General features: G+C 61.9%; 20 protein-coding genes and 2 pseudogenes. 15 read left to right on the top strand and 7 right to left on the bottom strand.

Annotation, left to right across the window (positions count from 1 at the left end; all coding sequences use genetic code 11):
- Nucleotides 1-105: 105 nt before the first annotated feature.
- The 6 genes and pseudogenes from AC1RP7_RS13390 to AC1RP7_RS13365 all read left to right on the top strand — a co-directional run.
- Nucleotides 106-526, top strand: a pseudogene (locus tag AC1RP7_RS13390) (ABC transporter ATP-binding protein/permease); the annotation flags it as partial.
- 431 nt (nucleotides 527-957) lie between these two features.
- Complete coding sequence (locus tag AC1RP7_RS13385; protein WP_349735644.1) at nucleotides 958-1,092, top strand: hypothetical protein; 135 nt, start codon at nucleotides 958-960, stop codon at nucleotides 1,090-1,092.
- A 296-nt stretch (nucleotides 1,093-1,388) separates the two neighbouring features.
- The gene (locus AC1RP7_RS13380; protein ID WP_218496296.1) at nucleotides 1,389-2,885 is read left to right on the top strand and encodes a methyl-accepting chemotaxis protein; all 1,497 of its coding nucleotides are present in this window, start codon (nucleotides 1,389-1,391) and stop codon (nucleotides 2,883-2,885) included.
- Between the two features lie 97 nt (nucleotides 2,886-2,982).
- The gene (locus AC1RP7_RS13375) at nucleotides 2,983-3,387 is read left to right on the top strand and encodes an antitoxin Xre-like helix-turn-helix domain-containing protein (RefSeq protein WP_090456513.1); all 405 of its coding nucleotides are present in this window, start codon (nucleotides 2,983-2,985) and stop codon (nucleotides 3,385-3,387) included.
- Nucleotides 3,381-4,073 carry an RES family NAD+ phosphorylase gene (locus AC1RP7_RS13370; RefSeq protein ID WP_340313933.1) on the top strand — a complete coding sequence of 231 codons (693 nt, stop codon included), beginning with the start codon at nucleotides 3,381-3,383 and terminating at the stop codon, nucleotides 4,071-4,073. The genes AC1RP7_RS13375 and AC1RP7_RS13370 overlap by 7 nt, the downstream gene beginning before the upstream one ends.
- 237 nt (nucleotides 4,074-4,310) lie before the next feature.
- Nucleotides 4,311-4,547: pseudogene (locus AC1RP7_RS13365) on the top strand (hypothetical protein); the annotation flags it as partial.
- Between the two features lie 259 nt (nucleotides 4,548-4,806).
- Here the strand turns inward: AC1RP7_RS13365 and AC1RP7_RS13360 are convergent.
- The 4 genes from AC1RP7_RS13360 to AC1RP7_RS13345 form a co-directional block, all read right to left on the bottom strand.
- Complete coding sequence (locus AC1RP7_RS13360) at nucleotides 4,807-6,399, bottom strand: DHA2 family efflux MFS transporter permease subunit (protein WP_493180790.1); 1,593 nt, start codon at nucleotides 6,397-6,399, stop codon at nucleotides 4,807-4,809.
- Complete coding sequence (locus AC1RP7_RS13355) at nucleotides 6,396-7,493, bottom strand: HlyD family secretion protein (protein ID WP_493180789.1); 1,098 nt, start codon at nucleotides 7,491-7,493, stop codon at nucleotides 6,396-6,398. The genes AC1RP7_RS13360 and AC1RP7_RS13355 overlap by 4 nt, the downstream gene beginning before the upstream one ends.
- Before the next feature lie 95 nt (nucleotides 7,494-7,588).
- Complete coding sequence (locus AC1RP7_RS13350) at nucleotides 7,589-8,002, bottom strand: cupin domain-containing protein (RefSeq protein ID WP_150814785.1); 414 nt, start codon at nucleotides 8,000-8,002, stop codon at nucleotides 7,589-7,591.
- Between the two features lie 44 nt (nucleotides 8,003-8,046).
- On the bottom strand, nucleotides 8,047-8,799 hold the full coding sequence (locus tag AC1RP7_RS13345; protein WP_057714229.1) for an SDR family oxidoreductase: 753 nt from the start codon (nucleotides 8,797-8,799) through the stop codon (nucleotides 8,047-8,049).
- 259 nt (nucleotides 8,800-9,058) lie between these two features.
- Here AC1RP7_RS13345 and AC1RP7_RS13340 point away from each other — a divergent pair, with 259 nt between their 5' ends.
- The 9 genes from AC1RP7_RS13340 to AC1RP7_RS13300 all read left to right on the top strand — a co-directional run bounded on the left by AC1RP7_RS13340 (nucleotide 9,059) and on the right by AC1RP7_RS13300 (nucleotide 18,840).
- Nucleotides 9,059-10,648, top strand: a complete 1,590-nt coding sequence (locus AC1RP7_RS13340; RefSeq protein ID WP_493180788.1) for a winged helix-turn-helix domain-containing tetratricopeptide repeat protein — start codon at nucleotides 9,059-9,061, stop codon at nucleotides 10,646-10,648.
- Nucleotides 10,649-10,886: 238 nt separating this feature from the next.
- Nucleotides 10,887-12,260 (top strand): glutamine synthetase family protein, encoded by a 1,374-nt coding sequence (locus AC1RP7_RS13335; protein ID WP_429521585.1) that lies wholly within the window; start codon nucleotides 10,887-10,889, stop codon nucleotides 12,258-12,260.
- A 7-nt stretch (nucleotides 12,261-12,267) separates the two neighbouring features.
- On the top strand, nucleotides 12,268-13,659 hold the full coding sequence (locus tag AC1RP7_RS13330) for an aldehyde dehydrogenase family protein (protein ID WP_218496282.1): 1,392 nt from the start codon (nucleotides 12,268-12,270) through the stop codon (nucleotides 13,657-13,659).
- Between the two features lie 3 nt (nucleotides 13,660-13,662).
- On the top strand, nucleotides 13,663-14,823 hold the full coding sequence (locus tag AC1RP7_RS13325; RefSeq protein ID WP_057714226.1) for an iron-containing alcohol dehydrogenase: 1,161 nt from the start codon (nucleotides 13,663-13,665) through the stop codon (nucleotides 14,821-14,823).
- A gap of 162 nt (nucleotides 14,824-14,985) precedes the next feature.
- Nucleotides 14,986-16,539 (top strand): amino acid permease, encoded by a 1,554-nt coding sequence (locus AC1RP7_RS13320; RefSeq protein ID WP_493180787.1) that lies wholly within the window; start codon nucleotides 14,986-14,988, stop codon nucleotides 16,537-16,539.
- Between the two features lie 185 nt (nucleotides 16,540-16,724).
- Nucleotides 16,725-17,015 (top strand): DUF7693 family protein, encoded by a 291-nt coding sequence (locus AC1RP7_RS13315; RefSeq protein ID WP_057714224.1) that lies wholly within the window; start codon nucleotides 16,725-16,727, stop codon nucleotides 17,013-17,015.
- An 81-nt stretch (nucleotides 17,016-17,096) separates the two neighbouring features.
- The gene (locus AC1RP7_RS13310) at nucleotides 17,097-17,669 is read left to right on the top strand and encodes a chorismate mutase (protein ID WP_493180786.1); all 573 of its coding nucleotides are present in this window, start codon (nucleotides 17,097-17,099) and stop codon (nucleotides 17,667-17,669) included.
- Between the two features lie 6 nt (nucleotides 17,670-17,675).
- Complete coding sequence (locus AC1RP7_RS13305; RefSeq protein WP_493180785.1) at nucleotides 17,676-18,419, top strand: SGNH/GDSL hydrolase family protein; 744 nt, start codon at nucleotides 17,676-17,678, stop codon at nucleotides 18,417-18,419.
- Nucleotides 18,412-18,840, top strand: a complete 429-nt coding sequence (locus AC1RP7_RS13300; protein ID WP_154947871.1) for a nuclear transport factor 2 family protein — start codon at nucleotides 18,412-18,414, stop codon at nucleotides 18,838-18,840. Before AC1RP7_RS13305 ends, AC1RP7_RS13300 begins: the two co-directional genes overlap by 8 nt.
- 144 nt (nucleotides 18,841-18,984) lie before the next feature.
- On the opposite strand, the gene AC1RP7_RS13295 is transcribed toward AC1RP7_RS13300, so the two are convergent.
- From AC1RP7_RS13295 to aguB, 3 genes are read right to left on the bottom strand one after another with little or no spacing between them, the layout of a single operon-like run.
- On the bottom strand, nucleotides 18,985-20,109 hold the full coding sequence (locus AC1RP7_RS13295; protein WP_493180784.1) for an agmatine deiminase family protein: 1,125 nt from the start codon (nucleotides 20,107-20,109) through the stop codon (nucleotides 18,985-18,987).
- 48 nt (nucleotides 20,110-20,157) lie between these two features.
- On the bottom strand, nucleotides 20,158-21,258 hold the full coding sequence (locus AC1RP7_RS13290; RefSeq protein WP_493180783.1) for an extracellular solute-binding protein: 1,101 nt from the start codon (nucleotides 21,256-21,258) through the stop codon (nucleotides 20,158-20,160).
- Between the two features lies 1 nt (nucleotide 21,259).
- Nucleotides 21,260-22,168 carry an N-carbamoylputrescine amidase gene (gene aguB, locus AC1RP7_RS13285; RefSeq protein WP_493180782.1) on the bottom strand — a complete coding sequence of 303 codons (909 nt, stop codon included), beginning with the start codon at nucleotides 22,166-22,168 and terminating at the stop codon, nucleotides 21,260-21,262.
- Between the last annotated feature and the right edge of the window lie 4 nt (nucleotides 22,169-22,172).

The raw sequence follows: 22,172 nt of genomic DNA, 5'->3' as shown, positions 1-22,172 counted from the left end.
AGCGGACCGTCAGTCACCCCTTGTGTGACTGTCCAACCGTCATCGCGAGCAAGCTCGCTCCCACAAGGTTTGCGGTGCTTAAACGCTTAACTGACTGGCATTCGCAAGGATCTGGACATCTGGTTGCCGAACGGTCGGCGCTTGCTCAATAGCTTCAACCTTTCACTTGAGCCCGGTGACAGCCTGCTGATCAGCGCACCGTCCGGCTACGGCAATGCAACACTTGAGCGAGCAACTGGATGACGAACTGGACTGGTCGCAAATCCTGAGCGTTGGCGAACAGCAACGCTGTGCCTTCGTCCGCGCCCTGTTGGCCCGCCCCGCGGTGCTGTTCCTCGATGAGAGCAGTTCGGCGCTGGATGCGGCGAACGAGGCGCGCTGCTATCAGTTACTCAAACAAACGCTGCCGGAGACGATCCTGATCAGCGTCGGCCACAATGCCTCGCTGGAACGCCTCCATTGGCAAGTTCTGGAACTGCAAAGCGAGGCTCAGTGGGTGCATCGAAAGGTGATGCAACCGGTATGACTTCGCAGGGCACACAGCTACGTCAAATCGAACGCGAGCAAGTAATCAGCCATCCATCACAGTATTTTCACATCCATTGGCATACGGTGGATCCAGCTCCTTTGTGATTTCCAGCCCGCTCTCCCCATCGCGGGCTTTTTTTCGTCTGCTCGATTCAATTCGCATGAATCAACAAGACGCCCCAGCCATCAGGGCTGAAGACAAGAGACTAGAGCAGTCAGACGACTATGGCGGCGGCGGCAAAGATTATCAGTGCCAGGGCGGCACCGATGCCGAACGGCAGCAGAGTAGCGCGGGTCGCGGTCGGGGGCGGGCTACGCATTTCTACGGCCATAAATATGCGGAAGTGCTAAACGAAGCGACCGACAGTCGATTAGCTAAACTTCATGAGTAAACCACTTCGCGAATCCCTGAAAAATCAGGAGGCGAACATGAGCAAACAACCTCAACCCCAAAGCCGCTCCAACCCCCAACCCAGATCCCGTCCGTTGGTGCCGAACCTGCCGGGCAAAACCGGCAACAAGTCTGGTGGCTTGCGCGGTAACTATCCGCCGAAGAAGTCGTAATTGCCTCGGGTGTACGACAGGCTTTGCAACGGAGTCTGTCGCACTCCCCCGTCACTTCGGCATTACTTGCCTCTATATCGGACATTGTTTTCCACGAGCGACGTCGTAGCTGCCCAGAATGATGGCCAAGGGCTACGCTCTCCACGGTTTCTCAAATACACCTCGACCATGCTGCCAACTGATTCGCATCCCTGACTCTGAAAACGTCTGCTTCCTTAACGCACCCAAGCTTTCGCGATGTCCCGTGTTGCCATAAACCCTGCTTTTTCTGGCTCATTTACATGGAGTAAGCGTACATGCCCTTCCCCCCTCGTTTCCTCGACCACTACCGCAAAGCCGACCGCATCATGCTGGGTCTGATCTGGCTGATGTTCGCGTTCGCTATCGGCCTGGCGTTCTGGCACGACACCTTCAAGCAGGCGCTGCTGGTGGGCGGCGGCACCAGTGTGTTGTTGACGTTGTTGTATCGAGCCATCGGCGGAACGCGGTTGATGCGTTGTCTGCTGGGCCTGGGTTTGATGGTGATGGCGGCGTTGCATATCAATCAGGCCGAGGGGGTCATTGAGTCGCACTTCGGGATTTTTGCGTTGTTGGCAGTGTTGACGTTTTATCGGGACTGGCTGCCGATTCTGGTGGCGGCGGTGACGATTGCGCTGCATCACGTGGTGTTTCATGCGCTGCAGCATCAGGGTTTTCCGGTGTTTGTGATGGCCCATCACGGTGGCTGGACAATGGTGTTCGTTCACGCTTTTTATGTGGTGATGGAAACGGTCGCGCTGCTCTATCTGGCGGTGCACAGCCAGGCCGATGCGGTGGAGAGCCAGGACATGCTGGACAAGATGCTGGCGACCACGTCCCAGTTCACTGTCGGTGCCGGCCAGGGTGACAAGGCTCGGGTGCATGTGTCGCTGGCCCAGCGCTTCGATCAGTTTTTGACGCAGATCACCGCCTTGGTGGACGGCGTGGTGCGTGACTCTCAGGGTTTGGGTCAGTTGGGCCAGGAGTTGGCCAAGGCCAGCAACACGCTGGAGAAAGGCGCCAAGCATCAGTTGACGGAAATCGCGCAGATGACCGGGTCGATGCAGCGCATGGGCGATGCGATGGAGCACATCGTGGTGCATGTCGAGCATGCCGTTGTCCATGCCGGCCAGGCCAGCGCGCAAGTCACTCGCGGCCAGGAAAGCGTGAACCGTGCGCGGCAGGAAATCACTCAACTGGCCTCACGCCTGGAAGGCACCAACCAGACCGTGCAGGTACTGGCCGGGCAGGCGCAGCAGATCGGTACGGTGCTGGAGGTGATCAGCAGCATTGCCGAGCAGACCAACTTGCTGGCGCTCAACGCCGCGATTGAAGCGGCGCGCGCCGGCGAGCAAGGCCGGGGCTTTGCGGTGGTGGCCGATGAGGTGCGCAGCCTGGCGCAACGCACGGCGGTGTCCACCAAGGAAATCCGCACCATCATCGAGGCCTTGCAGCAAGGCAGCCGCAAAGCCGTGGAGGCCATGCAGGACAGCCGCGAAGGTGTAGTGCGCTGCGTCGAGGACAGTCAAGTGGCGGCAGCGATGTTGCAGGCCGTCGGCAGCGACATCTCGCAGATCGATGAGCTCAATGGGCGGATCGTCACGACGACCCGCGAACAGTCCTCGGCAAGTTTCGAGATTGTCGGGCGCTTGCAGTCGGTGCAGAGCATTGCGCAAAACACGGCGGATGATGTGGAGACACTGGCGCTGAGCAGTCGGCGCTTGCCGCCCATTGCGACCCGGCTGGATGCGTTGGGGCGGACGTTTCATCAGTGATGCTCGACGGGAGAAGTTTTCCGTTGGTCGAACCGATTTGCTCTTCAGACTCAACAAACCTATCTTTGAATCTATGGACTCAAGATAGGTATTGATCATGGCCGTCCCCCTGCAACCCCAATCCTTCAGCAAAAACCAATGCGTCACCGGCCTGCGTGCCGCCGTGAGCATTCTGGAAAAGTGGAAGGCCAACAGCGATCAGGCCTGTCGCATCCTGCGTATTTCCCGCAGCACCTACACCCGCGCCCGGCAGCGAGACCCGGACTGGGCGGTGGCGCTGGATGCGGACCAGATGCAGCGCATCAGTTTTGTGTTGAACATTCACGCGACGTTGCGGCTGGTGTTCGACAACCCGGATAACGTGTACGGCTTTGCCTCGATGGCCAATGACAACGAGTTTTTCAACGGGCGTTCGCCGCTGGAGATCATGGCCCAGGGCGACATGATTTCGCTGTACGAAACCTTCCGCCGCATCGACATGCTGCGGGGTGCGCAATGGTGATGGCGAGTGAGCTGGCGGTGTTTGCCGGTCAGTCGTTGCAGGCTTATCGCCTGGTCAATTCGAAGTTTCCGCCCATTGCGTTGTTTGATGATGTGGCGGATGCGGCTGAGTTCGAGGTGTTGTTCGAGATTCAGGCTCTGACCAATCCGCGGTTGAAGAATGAGGTGGGTCAGCTGGAGTTGATTGCGCGCAGCGAGATCCCGTTCGGCATTCCGGGTTGCTCCTATGCCATTGCGCCGTTTACCCACGTCAACCCGGCGGGCTCGCGTTTCAGCGATGGCCGTTTTGGGGTGTTGTACTTGGCGGAGTCGATGGACGCGGCGCTGGCCGAGGTGCGACATCACCAGGCGCTGTATTGGTCGAGGGTTCCGAGCCTGAACTATGAGCGCTTTGTGTTTCGTGGATTGGCCTGTGCATTTGGCGATGGCGGGATGAAGGACGCCACGGCCCTGCCGATGAGCGATCCGGTGTATGCGCCGGACGACTACAGCCACTCCCGTGTGTTGGGGCAGGCGGTGCGCGATGCCGGTTGCCCCGGTTTGCGTTATCACTCGGTGCGGATGCCGGGCAGTCATTGCTGGGCGTTGATGACGCCGAGGCCGGTTTCGTCGATTGTGCAGACGGCGCATTACGAGATGGTCTGGAATGGGCAGATCACCAGTGTCAGTCAGATCAGTGAGGCTTGAGCCCCGTTGTCAGGCACATGAATACCTGTGGGAGCGAGCTTGCTCGCGATTGCTGTGTGTCAATCGACACATATGTTGAACGTGAAATTGCCATCGCGAGCAAGCTCGCTCCCACAGGGATCTGCGATCCATTGAGCGCATCGATAGTCACCATCATTTCAATGAAGTTCTCTTAAAAAATCCCCGGCGTAACATCTGCTCCATACCAACCCATAAGCACCTCCGGAGCACACCACCATGAAACGCCAAACCCTCCTCAGCATCGCTTTCTCGGTTTTCGCAGTTAACGCTTTCGCCGCAAACCCTGCTCATCCTGTGGTCGCTGAAGGCGGCTCGGATCGTCTGATTGAAAGCCGGGTGGCCGAGGGTGGCTCCGATCGCCTGATCGAAAACCGCGTGGCTGAAGGTGGTTCGGATCGCCTGCTGGAAAAACGTGTTGCCGAAGGCGGTTCCGACCGTCTGATCGAAAGCCGCGCTGTCTGAATGCAGTGCTTTACCGCAAGACTCAACGAAAAGCCCGGCCTCAACAGCCTGATGCTGCTCAATCAAGCGAGAATGATCCACTCACTGTAGGAGCGAGCTTGCTCGCGATGGAATCAAGAACGCCGCGTTTAGCCTGTAAACACGCGGCATCGTTAACGACCATCGCGAGCAAGCTCGCTCCTGCAGGGGATCGTTCTCATTTAACTGAACAGCATCAGGCTTCAACAGCCGGGCTTTTTCGTGCGGGTTATCAATTCGTTTGTAGGTCATGCACTTTCGCGGATCGCGAGAGGCCAATCTTGATGCCCACCAGTATGGGCGCAGCAAAGACGAACAGCAGGGCCACGGCGAAGAACGCCGTATCGAAAGCAATCACCGTGGCCTGACCTGATACCGCCTTGCCCAGCAAGCTCGTGGCTGCCCGGCCAGCGGCCACCTGATCCATGCCCTTCCCTGTCAGCATCGCGGTTGTGGTCATCAGCCGTTCGATGACCGCGTGTCCCCCTGGGGTGACGTTGGCGCCGAGGACCACGCCATTGCTGACAACCTGATGGTCGATCAAGGTCTGCAGCCCGGCGACGCCCATCAAGCCTCCCAACTGGCGCCCTGTGTTGAACAGGCCAATGCCGCTGGCCAGGTTGCGGCTGTTGAGGTGGCTGAAAGCGATCAGCGTGATCGACAGAAACAGGAAGCCAAGGCCCAGGCCGCGCAACAGGATGGCCGCCATCATGTCGTCGGTGCCGCTTTCGCTGTTGGAGCCGGACAGCATCCACATCGCCCCCATGATCAGCAGGATACCCAACGGCACGGTCGCCACCGGCGGCACGCGACGCACGCTGAACAGATAGGCGGCGATGAGCAGCGAACCGACAAAAAAACCGCCACTGGGCAACAGGAGCAGGCCGGCATCGGTCGGCGTGAACGCGAGTACCGACAGGGCGAACGCCGGGATCAGGTAGGCGCTGCCGAACAGGGCGGCACCGGCGACGAAACTGACGATAAAGGCAAAGGTGAAATCGCTTGTTTTGAACAGGCTGAAATCGAGCAGCCCCTGGCCGCTGGCCAACACCTGTTGACCGAGAAAGGCCAGCAGCGCGGCGGCACCGATCACCGTCAGCACCAGTATGCGCGGTTCCTCGAACCAGTCCCAGCGACTGCCCTGGCTGAGCACGTAGGTGAAACAGAACAGGGCCGCAGAGAGCAGCGAGAACCCGAGCCAGTCAAACGAAGGTTGCCGGCCCCTGGCGGGCATGGGGTGGTCGGCGATGAGCAAGAAGCCGATCGCCGCCAGGGCCAACGGCACTACGCTGAAGAAAATCCAGGTCCAGGACTGGCTGTCGATCAACCACCCTTGCAGGGCCGGCGCGAGGGTCGCCGACGCGACCACCGCCGCCATGGCGAACAGGGCTTGCAGGATCGGCTGAAGCGCGCGCCGATAGCCGCGAAAGATGATCGCCTGGCCCGCCACCAGCAAAGCACCTCCCGCGAAGCCTTGCAGGATGCGTAATGCGATCAGCAGTTCCAGCCAGGCGGTAACGGCAGCCACGCAGCACGCCAGGCCCATGACCAGGGTGGCGCCGATGATCACGTTGCGCGCAGAAAATCGCTGCATCAGCCAAGGGGCGATCATGAACCCGATCAGCTTGAGCGCGATGTAGCCGACATCCAGCCAGGCGAACTCGTCAGGCGTGGCATAGGTGTCGCCAATGATGTCGCCGCGGCCGAGGGCCAACACGGTGCTGGCGATCGCTTCCGTCAACGTCGCCAGCACGATGCCCACCATGAGCAGGACGCCGTTCATTGTCCTGGCGCTGCTCGGCGTGGCGCAGGCAACGCGGCTCATGAGCCGGCCCCTTGTGCAACTTCCACCCGCGCGGACAGGCCCGGCACGATGCGCCCCGGCAGGGGGTTTTCAGCCAGGCGGATCTTCACCGGAACGCGCTGCACGACACGCACAAAGTTCCCGGTGGCGTTGTCGGGCGGCAGCAGGCTGAACGCCGAGCCACTGCCTGGTGCAAAGCTGTCGACCACGCCATCGAGTGCCGCATCGGGGTAGCCATCGACCGTGACGCGCACCGGCTGACCGGGGCGAATATGTTCCAGTTGGGTTTCCTTGAAGTTCGCCACGACCCATACATCATTGACCGGCACGATATCGAGCAGGGAAACGCCCGGTGTGACGAAACGACCGAGGCGAACCTGACGGTTACCGACCACGCCATCCACAGGTGCGTGTACCACGGTGTGCTCGAGATCGATCCGGGCGAGATCACGTGCGGCCTCTGCCTGGCTCACAGCGGCCACGGCAGCCTCGCGCTCGGCTACAAACACCGTGATGCGCTGCTGTTGCGCCTCGACCGTTGCCGAAGCGGCCGAAACCGAGGCCGCGGCTCTGGATTGCGCGGTACCGGTTTCATCGACCAGGGCCTGGCTGACCGCATTGCTGACGATCAGTTTGCGGCTGCGGTCGTGGGTCTTGGCCGCCAGGCTCATGTCGGCGGAGGCTGAGCGCCTTTGCGCTTCGGCCTGCCTGATCAGCGCATGCTGGAGCTGGATCTGTGCGTCGACATGGGTCAGGCGCGCCTGGGCGGCGCTGACATTGGCCTCGGCTTGCGCAAGTTTGGCACGGTAGTCGCGGTCATCGATTCGAAACAGCACATCACCGGCACGCACGGCCTGGTTGTCCCGGACCTCGACCGCCGTGACATAGCCGGCGACCTTGGCGGCCAGTGAGGTGACGTCCCCGCGGACATACGCGTTGTCGGTCGAGGTCACGCCACTTGAAAACGCCATGGCTCCCCAAACCGCCACGACCATTACAGCCGCGACGCACAGCAACAGGCCGATGGTCTTGCGCTTGCTTCGCCGCACCACGACCACAGGCGTGCCGCTACTTGCGCTGGTGGCAATGGCGGCCTTGTCCAGGAGCGAGTTCATTTTTTCATTTCCTGTTCAGTGCCAAGAACTGACTCAGCCACTGGGCGACAGGGTCTGCCGCCCGGCGGTCGAGCCTTCATGAGCGCGTGATCGGCTCACTGTTTGATCGGTGTCACGAGTACCTTTTCCTCGGTGTCGAGGACGAACACCGCCAACAGGCGTGCAGGTTGGGTGTCACTGGCGTTGGCGCTGACCAGGTGCACGGAGCCCGGTTCCTCTACGAAGTTTTCGCCGACGTTGTAGATCTTTTCCGGCTCGCCTTTGACCTGGATGCGAAACGAACCTTCCAGCACCGTTGCATAGATGAAGGCCGTTTTCGGATGGGTGTGGGCCGGCGATGCGGCACCCGGCCCATACTCGACGACCACGCCCCTCATGCTCTTGCCAGGGATGTTGGGAATGGGACGGTCGAACACCACCGTCACCTTGCCGGGGGGCGGCTCGGCGGCTGATGCGGCGCTGATCGAGAGCGCCGCGAAGACAGCGGCCATTAGCAATCGGGTAACCATGGGATTTCTCCTGGATTCGTAGGGAAATGTGCGGGTGCGATCCGTTACTGCGCCATCGACCGGGCCAGCCAGTCGTCGAAGCGGATCGCCCCCAGGCGTGCGTTCTTGCCGGTGACCAGCGATTGATCGTCGAGCACGGCGCCGAAGTAACGGGCATGTACATCCGGCACGACCTTGCGGTTGTCCTGGGTCGCCCGCAGATAACGCCTGGCCAGTTCGTCGATCGGCATGGTTTCCGGGCCGCCGACTTCAACGGTGCCATTGACCGGTGCTGCCAGCACGACATCGGCCAGCGCCGCTACCACGTCGTCGGACGCTATCGGCTGGATCAGCGCCGGCGAAGCATGAATTTCCTCGCCAACGGCGAACGACTGGACAATGCCGCCGGCAAACTCGGAGAACTGCGTGGCACGTAGAATGGTGTAAGGAACGCCGGATGCCTTGATAAGGGCTTCCTGCGCGACCTTGGCCCGGAAATAGCCGGTATCGGGAAGCCGTTCGCTGCCGACAATCGACAGGGCTACGTGATGACGAACCCCGGCAGCGGCTTCGGCGGCCAGCAGGTTACGGCTCGACGTTTCAAAGAAATCGAGAACGGCCTGGTCTTCCCACGACGGCGCGTTCGCCACGTCGACCACCACATCAGCACCATCCATCGCTTCGGCCAGGCCTTCGCGGGTGATGCTGTTCACGCCCGTGCTGGGGCTGGCGGCGAGCGCATCATGGCCGCGCTCGCGCAGGGTGTTCACAAGTTTCGATCCGATGAGGCCGGAGCCTCCGATGACGACGATCTTCATGACTTTTCTCCACTTGTCGACTGCAACCATTGCGTCGGTGTAGAAAGAGTGCCTGCGCGCACCAGGCAAGTCCTTGCGCCGGGCTTGGGTTTGCCTTGGCGAGTGCTTGGATTTATGTCCAAAGCTATTGACGTTCGTCCAGCCGCCCTTGCCGCAGACGGTGCAGCGGGTGTCGAGCTGCCGTATCATCTGCCTCAGTTACCAACCGCCAGCCGCCTGGGACACGGAGTTGAGGGCGCTTCGCCAGGGGATGCTCAATTTGCCATTCACGTTTGAAGACTACGTACTCGATCAGGAGCGCCGGGAGCTGACCCTGCGCGGGCAAATCGTGGCCGTCGGACCGCAGGTTTTCGATCTGTTGCTGCTGTTCGTCAACAATCCCGACCGCGTCGTCAGCAAGGACGAGTTGCTCAAGGCGGTGTGGGGCGACCGGATCGTTTCGGAATCGACGATCACCAGCCACATCAATGCGGTGCGCAAGGCCGTTGGTGATACCGGTGAGGAGCAGCGCCTGGTGCGCACCGTCCCCCGCAAGGGCTACCGCTTCGTTGGTCGGATCAACGACGACTTGAGCGGGCAAACACCACAGTCTGACATCGACGAACGCGCAAGCGCTGCCCCGAAACAAATCCCCTCCCCTACGCTCGTCCTGCCGGACAAACCCTCGATTACCGTCCTGCCCTTCCAGAACCTGAGCGGCGATCCGGAGCAGGAGTATTTCGCCGATGGCGTCGTGGAGGACATCATCGCCGCCCTGTCGCGTATCCGCTGGCTGTTCGTCATTGCGCGCAATTCGAGCTTCACCTACAAGGGCCAGGTCGTGGACGCCCAGGGCGTCGGCCAGGAACTGGGCGTGCGCTATGTGCTCGAAGGCAGCGTGCGCAAGTGCGGGAACCGGCTGCGCATTACCGGGCAACTGATCGACGCGACAAGCGGGACGCATATCTGGGCGGAGCGCTTCGAAGGCCTGCTCGACGACCTCTTCGAGCTGCAGGACCAAATCACCGAAAGCGTCGTCGGTGCCATCGCGCCGCAACTGGAGCGGGCAGAAATCGAACGCGCCAAGCGCAAGCCGACGGAAAGCCTGGACGCCTACGACTATTACCTGCGGGCCATGGCAAAACTGCACAGCGGCAGCCGGGAAGCCATCGAGCAGGCGCTGCCGATGTTCTACCAGGCCATCGAACTCGATGCGGAATTCGCTTCGGCCTATGGCATGGCCGCCTGGTGCCACTTCTGGCGCAAGCTCAATGGCTGGATGAGCGATCGACCCGCAGAAATCGCCGAGGGCATACGCCTGGCGCGTCTGGCGGTGACCCTCGGCCGCGACGATGCCGTCGCGTTGACCCGGGGCGGACATGCGCTTGCTCATCTCGCCGGCGAAGTCGACGGCGGCATTGCGCTGCTCGACAGGGCGCGCCTGCTCAATCCCAACCTCGCCCCCGCCTGGTTTCTGGGCGGTATCCTGCGGGCACTGCACGGTGAAACAGACGCCGCCATCGAGCATTTGAACCATGCCGTTCGCTTGAGTCCGCTGGATCCGGAAATGTTCAGGATGCAGGTGGGGATGGCGCTCGCGCATTTCTTCGCCGGGCACTTCGATGCCGCTGCGCAGTGGGCGGAAAAGGCCCTGGGTAACCTGCCCAGTCTGCTGGTCGCGGCGGCGCTGGTGGCGGCCAGTGATGCGCTCGGCGGTCGAATGGAAAAAGCGAATCTGGCGATGCAGCGTCTGCAAAAGCTGGATCCCTCTTTGCGTCTGTGCACCCTCAAGGACTGGCTGCCCATTCAACGGCCTGAGGATTTCGCCCGTTTCGTCGATGGACTGCGGCTGGCCGGGCTACCGGAGTGAAGACGCCCACCCTGTAGGAGCGAGCTTGCTCGCGATGGTCGTCAACGATGACGCGGGTTTTCTGATTAAACGCGGTGTCTTCAAGTTCATCGCGAGCAAGCTCGCTCCTACAACGTAGGCTAAGCTTTGATCAACTCGTTGCTCATGATGCTCGGTTCTGCAGGTTTTGGGTTTTTCTGGAGAGCGTCTGCAACAGCTATTCCAGACTGGCCCAAACCTTTCACGCAGGATTGCCGTGATGACAGAGCCCCTCCTCAGCTTTGATGCACTCAAGCGCGCCGCGGCTGCCGGCGAAATCGATACCGTACTGGTCTGCATGGTCGACATGCAGGGACGCCTGGTCGGCAAGCGGTTCCAGGTCGAGTTTTTCATCGACAGCGGCCACGAAGAAACCCACTGCTGCAACTATCTGCTGGCCGATGACATCGACATGGAGCCGGTGCCGGGTTACGCCGCGGCCAGTTGGAGCAAGGGTTACGGCGATTTCGTGCTCAAGCCCGACATGTCCACCCTGCGGCGCGTGCCCTGGCTTGAGTGCACGGCGCTGGTGCTGTGCGACGTGCTCGATCATCACCATCGCCAGGACCTGCCCCACAGCCCAAGGGCCATTCTGAAAAAACAGGTCGAGCGCCTGCGCGAGCGTGGCTACACCGGCATGTTTGCCTCGGAGCTCGAGTTCTATCTGTTCGATGAGAGTTACGAGGCGATCCACAAGCGCAACTATCACAAACCGAAAACCGCCGGCCATTACATCGAGGACTACAACATCCTCCAGACCACCCGCGAAGAGCCGGTGCTGCGGGCGATTCGCAAGCACTTGCAGGCCTCGGGCATTCCCGTGGAAAACTCCAAGGGGGAATGGGGCCCGGGGCAGGAAGAGATCAACATTCGCTACGCCGATGCCCTGACCATGGCCGACCACCACGTCATCATCAAGCACGCCTGCAAAGAGATCGCGCAATTGCAGGGCAAGGCGATCACCTTCATGGCCAAGTGGCGCTACGACGCTGCCGGCTCCAGCAGTCACATCCATAATTCGTTGTGGGACAAGAACGCCAAGAAGTCGCTGTTCTTCGACGCGAAAGCCGAGTTCGGCATGTCGAAACTGATGCGCTCCTGGGTCGCCGGCCAGCTCAAGTATGCCAACGACATCACCTGTTTTCTCGCGCCCTACATCAACTCCTACAAGCGCTTCCAGGCTGGCACTTTTGCGCCGACGCGGGCGGTCTGGAGCCGCGACAATCGCACCGCCGGCTTTCGCCTGTGCGCCGAAGGCAGCAAGGCCATCCGCATCGAATGCCGCATCGGTGGCGCCGACCTCAACCCCTATCTGGCCTTCGCCGCATTGATCGCGGCGGGCCTGGCCGGTATCGACGAGAAGCTCGACCTCGCACCGCCGTTCGAAGGTGACGCCTACCTGGACGAGCATTTGCCGGAAGTGTCCAAGACCCTGCGCGAAGCGAGCGCCGCACTCAAGGCCTCCGGCATGTTGCGCAAGGCGTTCGGCGACGAGGTGGTCGACCATTACGTGCACACCGCCGAGTGGGAGCAGAAAGAGTACGACCGGCGAATCACCGACTGGGAATTGCAGCGCGGCTTCGAGCGCTATTGAGAACATCATGACTGCGAAGGTTCAATTGATCTCCCCGGTCGATGGCCGGGTGTACGCCGAACGCGCGGTGGCCGATGCGGCGCAGATCGAGCAGGCGCTGACGGCCGCTGCCAGCGCACAGGCGGCATGGCAACGCCGCTCACTGAGCGAACGCGCGGCGTTTTGCACTGCCGCGGTGGACGCAATGCTGTCGATGCAGGCCGACATCGTGCCGGAGCTGGCCTGGCAAATGGGCCGCCCGGTGCGTTATGGCGCCGGCGAACTGCGCGGTTTCGCCGAACGCGCCCGGCACATGATCGCTATCGCACCGCAAGTCCTTGACCGGGTAGAGCCCGAGCCTGTCGCGGGATTTCGCCGCTATATCAAACGCGAGCCGCTGGGCACGGTGCTGGTGGTCGCTCCGTGGAATTACCCCTATCTGACGGCGGTGAACACGATTATCCCGGCGCTGATGGCCGGCAACAGCGTGATCCTCAAGCATGCGTCGCAAACGCTGCTGGTGGGCGAGCGCTTCGCCGAGGCCATGCGTCGCGCAAAACTGCCCGAGGGGTTGTTCCAGAATCTGCTGCTCGACCATGTGTCGACCGGGGCGATCATTGCTTGCGGGCGCGTGCAGCAAGTGAACTTCACCGGTTCCGTGGAGGCTGGAAAAGTCATGGAAAGCGTCGCCAGCGGACAATTTCTCGGTATGGGCCTGGAGCTCGGCGGAAAAGACCCGGCCTATGTCCGGGCAGACGCGAACCTTGAACAGGCGGTGGAAAATCTGGTGGACGGCAGTTTCTTCAATTCCGGGCAGAGTTGCTGCGCCGTGGAACGCATCTACGTCGACCAGAAAATCTACCCGGTGTTTGTCGAGCGCTTCGCCGAACTGACCCGCCAGTACGTGCTGGGCAACCCACTGGATGAAGCCACCACCCTCGGTCCGCTGGTGACACCGGGCGCCGCATTCTTCGTTCGCGGCCAGATTGCCGATGCGCTGGCCCAGGGCGCCAAAGCGCTGATCGATCCGAAGTCCTTTCCCGCCGACGTGCCGGGCAGCGCCTACCTGGCACCGCAAGTGCTGGTGGACGTGAACCATCAAATGTCTGTCATGCGCGACGAAAGCTTTGGCCCGGTGGTCGGCATCATGCCGGTGGCCAGCGATGAAGAAGCCATCGCCTTGATGAATGACAGTGAGTTCGGGCTCAGCGCTTCCATCTGGACCCGGGACCTCGCAGCGGCCGAACGCCTGGGCAACGAGATCGCCACTGGCACGGTGTTCATGAACCGCTGCGACTACCTGGACCCGGCATTGGCCTGGACCGGCGTGAAGAACAGCGGTCGCGGCGTCACCCTGTCGCCACTGGGCTACGAGCACCTGACCCGGGCCAAATCCTTTCATCTGCGTCACGAGGTGTAGACCATGAACCTGACAGGAAACTGGAGCTACCCCACAAGCGTTCGTTTCGGTGTCGGGCGCATCGCCGAACTGGCCGAGGTCTGTCGCAGCCAGGGTATCCAGCGACCTTTGCTCGTGACCGACAGCGGCCTGGCGCGCGCACCGATCACTACGGCGGCACTGGACGCATTGCGCGCCGCCGGTCTTGGCGTGGCGCTGTTTTGTGACCTCAAGCCCAACCCGGTGGAAGCCAACCTGGCCGGCGGGCTCGATGCCTGGCGTGCCGGCCAGCACGATGGTGTGATCGCGTTCGGCGGCGGCAGTGGCCTGGACATGGGCAAGCTCATTGCCTTCATGAGCGGCCAGACCCGTCCGGTCTGGGACTTCGAAGACATCGGCGACTACTGGACCCGCGCCGACGACAGCCGCATCGCCCCGGTCATTGCCGTGCCGACCACGGCGGGAACCGGTTCCGAAGTCGGCCGTGCGGCGGTGATCATCGACGAGCGCACCCACACCAAACGCATCATCTTCCACCCGAAAATGATGCCCCGCGTGGTGATCAGCGATCCGGCCCTCACCGTCGGCATGCCCGCCAAAATCACCGCAGGCACCGGCATGGACGCGCTGTCCCATTGCCTGGAAGCGTACTGCGCCCCCGGCTTTCACCCCCTGGCCGATGGCATTGCCGTGGAGGGCATGCGCCTGGTGGCCAACTCACTGGTGAAGGCGGTACACACGCCGTCGGACCTTGAGGCCCGCGCACAAATGCTCGCGGCGGCGGCCATGGGCGCCACGGCATTCCAGAAAGGCCTGGGCGGGATGCATGCGCTCTCCCATCCGGTGGGTGCGCTGTACGACACCCATCACGGCATGACCAATGCCACCTTCATGCCCTATGTCCTGCACTTCAATCGCTCGGCCATCGAGGAGCGCATCACCCGCCTGGCGGCGTACCTGCGCCTGCCCTCCCCGGGGTTCGACAGTTTCCTGGCCTTCGTCCTCAAGCTGCGCAAGGACATCGGCGTGCCCCATACCCTGGTTGAACTGGGCGTGGATGACCGGCAGGCCGACCTGATCGCCGACATGGCGATTGTCGACCCTTCCGCTGGCGGCAACCCGCTGCCATTGACCCGGGACGGCGTGGCAAAGATTTTCGACGCGGCACTTCACGGCCGTCTGTAGGAGCGAGCCTGCTCGCGATGGACTTGAGGATGACGCGAGGGGTCAGGCTCCCCGCGTCATCGTTGACGTTCATCGCGAGCAAGCTCGCTCCTACAGAAAACCAAGGTCGAGCCTACGGCGGCTCAGTTCGGCCTGTCCAAAACCTGAAAAGGGGCACACATCATGAACCCAGCAAGCCAGCCGGGCACCGAAACGCACGACGATGACGTCAAGGTGCTGCACAGCATGGGCTATGCCCAGCAACTCTCACGACGAATGGGGGTTTTCTCCAACTTCGCCATTTCCTTTTCGATCATCTGCATCCTTTCCGGTGGCATCAACTCCCTGGCCCAGGGCACCTCGGGCGCGGGCGGGGCATCCATCGGGATCGGCTGGCCAATCGGTTGCCTGATCTCCGGGGTATTCGCCATGGCCATGGCGCAGATTTCTTCGGCCTACCCCACCGCTGGCGGCCTGTACCACTGGGGCTCGATCCTCGGTAACCGCTTCACCGGCTGGCTGACCGCGTGGTTCAACCTGCTGGGGCTGGTCACGGTGCTGGGCGCGATCAACGTCGGTACCTATTACTTCTTTTTCGGTGCCTTCGGGCCGGCACTGGGCATGGAAGACACGACCACGGTCAGGGTGATTTTCCTGGCGATCCTCACCGGCCTGCAGGCCTTGTGCAACCACTTGGGGATCGGCCTGACCGCCAAGCTCACTGACTTCTCAGGTTACCTGATCTTCGCCACGGCGCTGGCCCTGACCATCGTCTGCCTGATATCGGCACCCAGCTATGAATTCGCACGGCTGTGGACCTTCGGCAACTATTCCGGCGAAGCGGGTGGCAGCGTCTGGCCGCAGGTCACCAACGGCTGGGTGTTCATGCTCGGGCTGCTGTTGCCGATCTACACCATCACCGGCTATGACGCCTCTGCGCATACCTCCGAGGAAACCCGCAACGCGGCCATGTCGGTGCCGCGCGGCATGGTCATGTCGGTGGTCTGGTCGTTGCTGTTCGGCTGGCTGATGCTCAGCGCGTTCGTGCTGATGCTGCCGAACATGGACGAGGCGGCCAAGCAAGGCTGGAACGTGTTTTTCTGGGCCATGAACACCCAGGTCGACCCGACACTGAAACTGGTGCTTTTCGTGGCGATCTTCATTTCGCAGGTGCTCTGCGGGCTGGCCACCGTCACCTCGGTTTCACGGATGATCTTCGCGTTCTCCCGGGACGGTGGCCTGCCCTGCTCAAAAGCGCTGTCCTCGGTCTCATCGACCCATCGCAGCCCGGTAGCGGCCATCTGGACCGGCGCCACCCTAGCGGTGTTGTTCGTCTGGGGATCGTCGGTGATCTCGATCGGGACAACGCCGGTCTATACCATCGTGGTGTCCTGCACGGTGATCTTCCTGTTCTTCTCCTTCGCCATTCCCATCGCGCTCGGCCTGTTTACCTTTGGGACGTCGAAGTGGCCGACCATGGGGCCGTGGAACATGGGGCGTTTCTGGTACTCGGTGTTCGCCATCCTCTCGATCCTGGCGATGATCATCATTTTCGTCATCGGCATCCAGCCACCGAACGATTGGGCGCTGTACATCACCATCGGTTTCCTGATCCTGACGGCCATCGTCTGGTTCGGTTTTGAAGCCCGGCGCTTCCAGGGGCCACCGGTGGGCGACATGATCGTCAAGCGCCAGGCTGAAATTGCCGCGGCGGAGGCGGCGTTGGACAGGAAATAGGCGAGTGCTGATTAACCTGTGGGAGCGAGCTTGCTCGCGATGGCGGCGTGTCAGGCGCCATTGATGTTGGATGTGCCGGCCTAATCGCGAGCAAGCTCGCTCCCACAAGGTTGTTTGGCGTTTCCGGTTTTTTTGCAGGCTGATGATCTATCCTGTGCCTCCCCGATTCCGCCCCGGAGACACCTGTGCCCGCCCTCACCGCCCGCGAGGTTTACCAGCCGTTGCGCGATGCCGCTCAAGGCATTTGCACCTTCAAGCGAGTCGACGACGCCTGCGAGCCTGACCATGTACAGGTCGACATCGACGGCTGGCGCCTGACGCTCGACGTCGACGCCGGTCACCTGCGCCACTGCCTGCACGGCCAAAGCCCCGATGGCCGAGAATATGTGTTCGACAACGGGCAGCGCTTCGGCACCGACCCGGTGAGTTTGCTCAGCACCTGGGAGCTGGCGCAGATTGAACGGCTGCTGGCCTGAATCTTTCGCAACCTGTCGTTCCCTGGCCGCACTTGTGATACACAAGCCGGAGTGATTTTCGCGTCCAAGGAGGTTCTGCCCATGCCCCGTTCCCTGCGCCTGCCGCACTGGCTGGCCTGCGCCCTGCTCGGCTTGCTCGCTGGCAGCGCCCAAGCCGGCACGACACCCCCGGCGCCAGATGCCTTGCAGCCCTTGCTGGCGACGATGAATGAGCGGTTGAACATCAGCGAACTGGTGGCGCTGACCAAGTGGGACAGCGGCAAACCGGTCCAGGACAACACCCGGGAAGCGCAAGTCATCGCCAACGCCAGGAAGCAGGCGTCCGAGCGCCAGCTTGACCCCGACGATGTCGCCGACCTGATCGCCGCCCAGATTGAAGCCAGCAAACTGGTGCAATACGGCCGGCTCGCACAATGGCAAGCGGCGCACAAGGCACCGGACACGCCACGGCCAGACCTGGGCAACGACATCCGGCCCAAGCTCGACAACCTGCAAAACCTGCTGCTCACGCAGTACGCCGCGTTCCTGCCCTACCGCAACGACCCGAACTGCCCGCAATGGCTGGCTACCGAACGTTCCGCGCTGATCAAGGATTATTTGCATGGCCAGGCGATGATTCGTGCGACCGGGGAGCTGTGTATTGCAGGGCGATAACGTCAAATGAGCCACACTGAAACCCTCGCCAAAATCCTGCTCGGCCCGTTATTGCTGGTACAGGGCCTGTATACGCGGCGGGTGACGCCCAAGTTGCCGGAGGCCGAAGGTGACCGCCAGGGCCAGGCAGGCAGCGGTGCCGTGCTGCGCTTGTTGATTGTCGGCGACAGCGCCGCAGCGGGGGTGGGTGCGGCGACTCAAGGTGAAGCCCTCAGTGGTCGGCTGGTCGCGCGCCTGGCCGATGATTACCAGTTGTCGTGGAAACTCTGGGCGCACTCGGGCCTGGATTCACAAGGGTTGCTGGAGCTGCTCGAACAGCACGCCCCCGAGCCGTTCGATGTGGCGCTGTTGTCGATTGGCGTCAACGATGTCACCAGCTCTCTCACCCTGGACCAGTGGCTCGCTCGGCAACGGCGCTTGATGGCGCTGCTCTGCGATAAATACACGGTGAGGCAGATCGTGGTGTCGCCGCTTCCGCCGATGCATTTGTTCCCCGCGCTGCCCCAGCCGCTGCGCTGGTTTCTGGGTTTCAGGGCGCGCCGGTTCAATGCACATCTTGCGGATCTGGCCGCACGCCTGGATCAATGTACGATGCTGACCACCCCGCTGGCGCCCGAACCGGGCCTGATGGCCAGCGATGGTTTTCATCCGGGGCCGATGCTTTATCGGCAATGGGCCGACGATGCCGCCAGGGTGATCGACCAACGCTTTCGCACCACAACAATAAAAACAGGAGTTGAAGATGTCTGAGCTGAAACTGAACCCCAATGTCGCAGCGTCCCTGAAGCAGTGGCACGCGATGCTCGACAACCGCGACTTGAGCGGTTTGCCCGAAATGCTCGATCCGCAGGCGGTGTTCCGTTCGCCGATGGCGCACACGCCGTATCCGGGAGCGCCGGTGGTGTCGATGATCCTCAATACGGTCATGGACGTGTTCGAGGATTTTGCCTATCACCGTGAGCTGGCGACGGCGGATGGCTTGAACGTGATTCTCGAATTCAGCGCCAGGGTCGGCGAGAAAGAACTGAAGGGCATCGACATGATCCGCTTCAACGAACAGGGCAAGATTGTCGAATTTGAAGTGATGGTGCGGCCGCTCAGTGGCTTGCAGGCGCTGGGTGAGGAAATGGGGCGACGGTTGGGGGCTTACCTGAAGGCCAGCAAGGCCTGATGTCCTGATCCCGCCCCCCCTGTAGGAGCGAGCCTGCTCGCGATGGTCGTCAACGAAAACGCGTGCTTGCTGGCTAAACGCGGCGCTCTTGAGTCCATCGCGAGCAAGCTCGCTCCTACAGGTTTTGTGTAAAACCGGAAGTCATCACACCATCGGCTGGTGACTGGTCACGCAGTGAATGCCGCCACCGCCCGCGGAGATCGCGTCGATGTCGAGTTGCACCACCTTGCGCTGCGGGTAGAGTTCGGACAGCAGGTCGAAGGCGTTGGCATCGGCTTCCTCGTCGCCGAATTGCGGAGCGATGATCGCGCCATTGATCACGAAGTAGTTGATGTAGCCCGCGGCGAAGTCCGGGTTGTCCTTGCTGAACCGGCTGTTGCGCGGGTTGAGCGGCGGCGACACGGTATGCACCTGCAACTTGCGGCCATCGGCATCCGTGGCGTTTTCCAGGATCTGCAGATGGGCGCGAGTGACCTTGTAGTCGTAGGACTCGGGGTCGTTGTCGAGGTTGGCGATGACCACACCGGGCTTGACGAAGCGCGCATAGAAATCGACGTGGGCGTCGGTGATGTCCTTGCCCTTGATGCCCGGTAGCCAGATGATTTTTCGCAGGCCCAGCCGTTGTTTCAATTCCTCTTCGACCTCGGCCTTGCTCCAGTCGGGATTGCGGTTGCGGTTGATCCAGCTGCTTTCGGTCATGATCCCGGTGCCGTGGCCATCCACTTCTATGCCACCGCCCTCGCCCACCAGTTCGCTTTGTTGGTAATCCGCCTTGGCGTTTTCGGCGACCAGGGTAGCCAGTTGCGCATCGTCTGCGTGCTGCTGTTTGTTGCCCCAGCCGTTGAAGTTGAAGTCCACGGCGCCGAGGTCGCCGTTGCCATCGACGACAAAATTGGCGCCGATGTCGCGCATCCAGATGTCGTCCAGTTCGGTGATCACGAAGGTGGTGTTGTGGCTGCCGCATTTGGCTTCGGCCAGGCGCCGTTCGCTCTGGCGACAGAACACGGTGACCGGTTCGTATTGGGCAATGCTGCGGGCGATCCGGCCAAGGGCGTCTTGCACGTGGGGCGTGAAGTCCTCCCAGATCGCGGCCTGTGCCCCGAAGGCGATGAAGGCCCGCTGGTGTTTGTCCCCTTCATCGGGCATGTACCAATTGCCTTTGCCGGCCGCTCGCGCGGGCATGGACCCAAGGCCCAATCCCATGGACGCCACCGTGCCCATTGCGGCTGCGACCGATACCTGCTTGATGAATGTTCGACGTGTCGGCATGTGTTTTCCTGAAATCGAGGTTTGGCCGGCCCTCGGGCCGGCCGGTGATCATTTGACTGTAGCGGTCTTGAACTTGGTCCAGGTGCGCATGCGTGCCCGCATGTCGGCCTGGGGAATGTCCTTGCCGGGAATCAGCCGCGCGTAGGTGGCATCATCAAGGTAGATGTCCGGGTTGTTGCGCATCGCGGCATCGACATCCGGGCGTGCCTTGGCGTTGGAGGTCGGGTAGCCGGTGAAGTTGCTGATGGCTGCCATGTTCTGCGGGCGCATCACGAAGTTGATGAACGCGTAGGCGTACTCCGGATGCCGGGCGTCGACGGGAATGGCCATGGTGTCCATCCACACCGTGGTGCCTTCGCGGGGGATGCGGTAGTGGAAGGCGGTTTTCTTGCCGGCACTGTCAGACGTGCGTTGCGCCTGGGTCATGTCGCCGCTGTAGCCGAGGGATATGCACAGGTTGCCGTTGACCAGGTCGGTCACCGGTTGCGACTGGAATTTGCGAATGTACGGCCGCAGTTTCATCAGCAAGTCACTGGCCGCCGCCAGGTCCGCCGGTTTGGCGCTCCGCGGGTCGCGGCCCAGGTAATTGAGCACCACGGCCAGCACTTCGTCCGGCGAGTCGATCATCGAGATGCCGCAGTCGGCGAATTTCGCCGCCAGTTCCGGTTTGAACAGCATGTCCAGGCTGTCGACCGGCGCATCCGGCGCACGCTGGGCGATCTGCCCGGCGTTGTAGGTCAGGCCGATGGTGCCCCAGGTGTACGGGACCGTGGCCTGGCGCGACTGCTCATAGTGCGAGCGCAATTTCTGCAACCCCGGCTCGACGTCGTTCAGAGCAGTAAGTTTTGACTGATCCAAGGGCTGCAAACTGCCGGCGCGCATCAGGCGTTCGGCCACGGTGTCACCGGGGAAGATCAGGTCGTAGCCGCTGCCGCCAGCGAGCATTTTCGCTTCCAGGGTTTCACTGCCGTCCATCACGTCGTAGATCACTTTGATCCCGGTTTCGGCGGTGAACTTGCTCAAGGTGTTCTCGGCGAAATAGTCGGCCCAGTTGTACAGCCGCAGGGTTTTCTCCTCGGCGTGCAACGCAGGCACCGCACAGCTCAGCGTCAGCCCCATGGCCAGGCACAGCTTGTTGATCGTGTTCATGTCACACCCCTTGGGTTGCCCAGCGTGAGTGGATCTGACGACCGTCCTGGGTCAACAAGGCGCCGTACATTTCCGGACGGCGATCGCGGTAGATACCCCAGGTCAGGCGGTCCTCGCGCATGGCCGCCAGGTCCAGGCTGTGGACCAGCACGCCGGTGCTGTCACGGTCGGCTTCGGCGAGCAACTTGCCCTTGTGGTTGCAGATGAACGACGAGCCATAGAAGCTCATTTGCAGAGTCGGGTCGGTGGTCGCCGCTTCCCGGCCGACCCGGTTGGCCGCCACCACCGGCAACAGGTTGGCGGCGGCGTGGCCGCGCATGGTCATCTGCCAGTGATCCCGGGAATCGAGAGTGGCACAACCCGGTTCGGAGCCGATGGCCGTCGGGAACAGCAGCACTTCGGCCCCCATCAACGCCAGGCAGCGGGCGGTTTCGGGGAACCACTGATCCCAGCAGATGCCCAGGCCGATGCGCCCGAACGCGGTGTCCCAGACCCGGAAACCGCTGTCGCCGGGGCTGAAGTATTCTTTCTCCTGATAGCCGATGGCGTTGGGGATGTGGGTCTTGCGGTACACACCCAACAGGCGCCCGTCGGCGTCGGCCACGCTCAGTGAGTTGAAGTAGGCGTTGCCGGCCTTCTCATACCAGCTCAGCGGCAGCACCACGCCCAACTCTTTCGCCAATGCGGCGAAGCGCAGGAGCACGTGGCTTTCGCGATACTCCTCGGCCAGTGCCAGGTGTTTGTGGTGTTGCTCGATGCAGAAATACGGGGTGGCGAACAGCTCCTGCAACAGGATGACCTGCGCGCCCTTGGCCGCCGCTTCGCGGACCAGTTGCTCGGCCTGGTCGAGGTTGTGTTTCAGGTCCCAGGTGCAGGGCATCTGGGTGGTGGCGATGGCCAGCAGTGTCATGGCA

It is taken from the genome of Pseudomonas sp. GW822-FHT01E03, from assembly GCF_058802985.1.
Note: the sequence above shows the minus strand (reverse complement) of the source record. Positions and strands in the feature narration are given on the sequence as shown.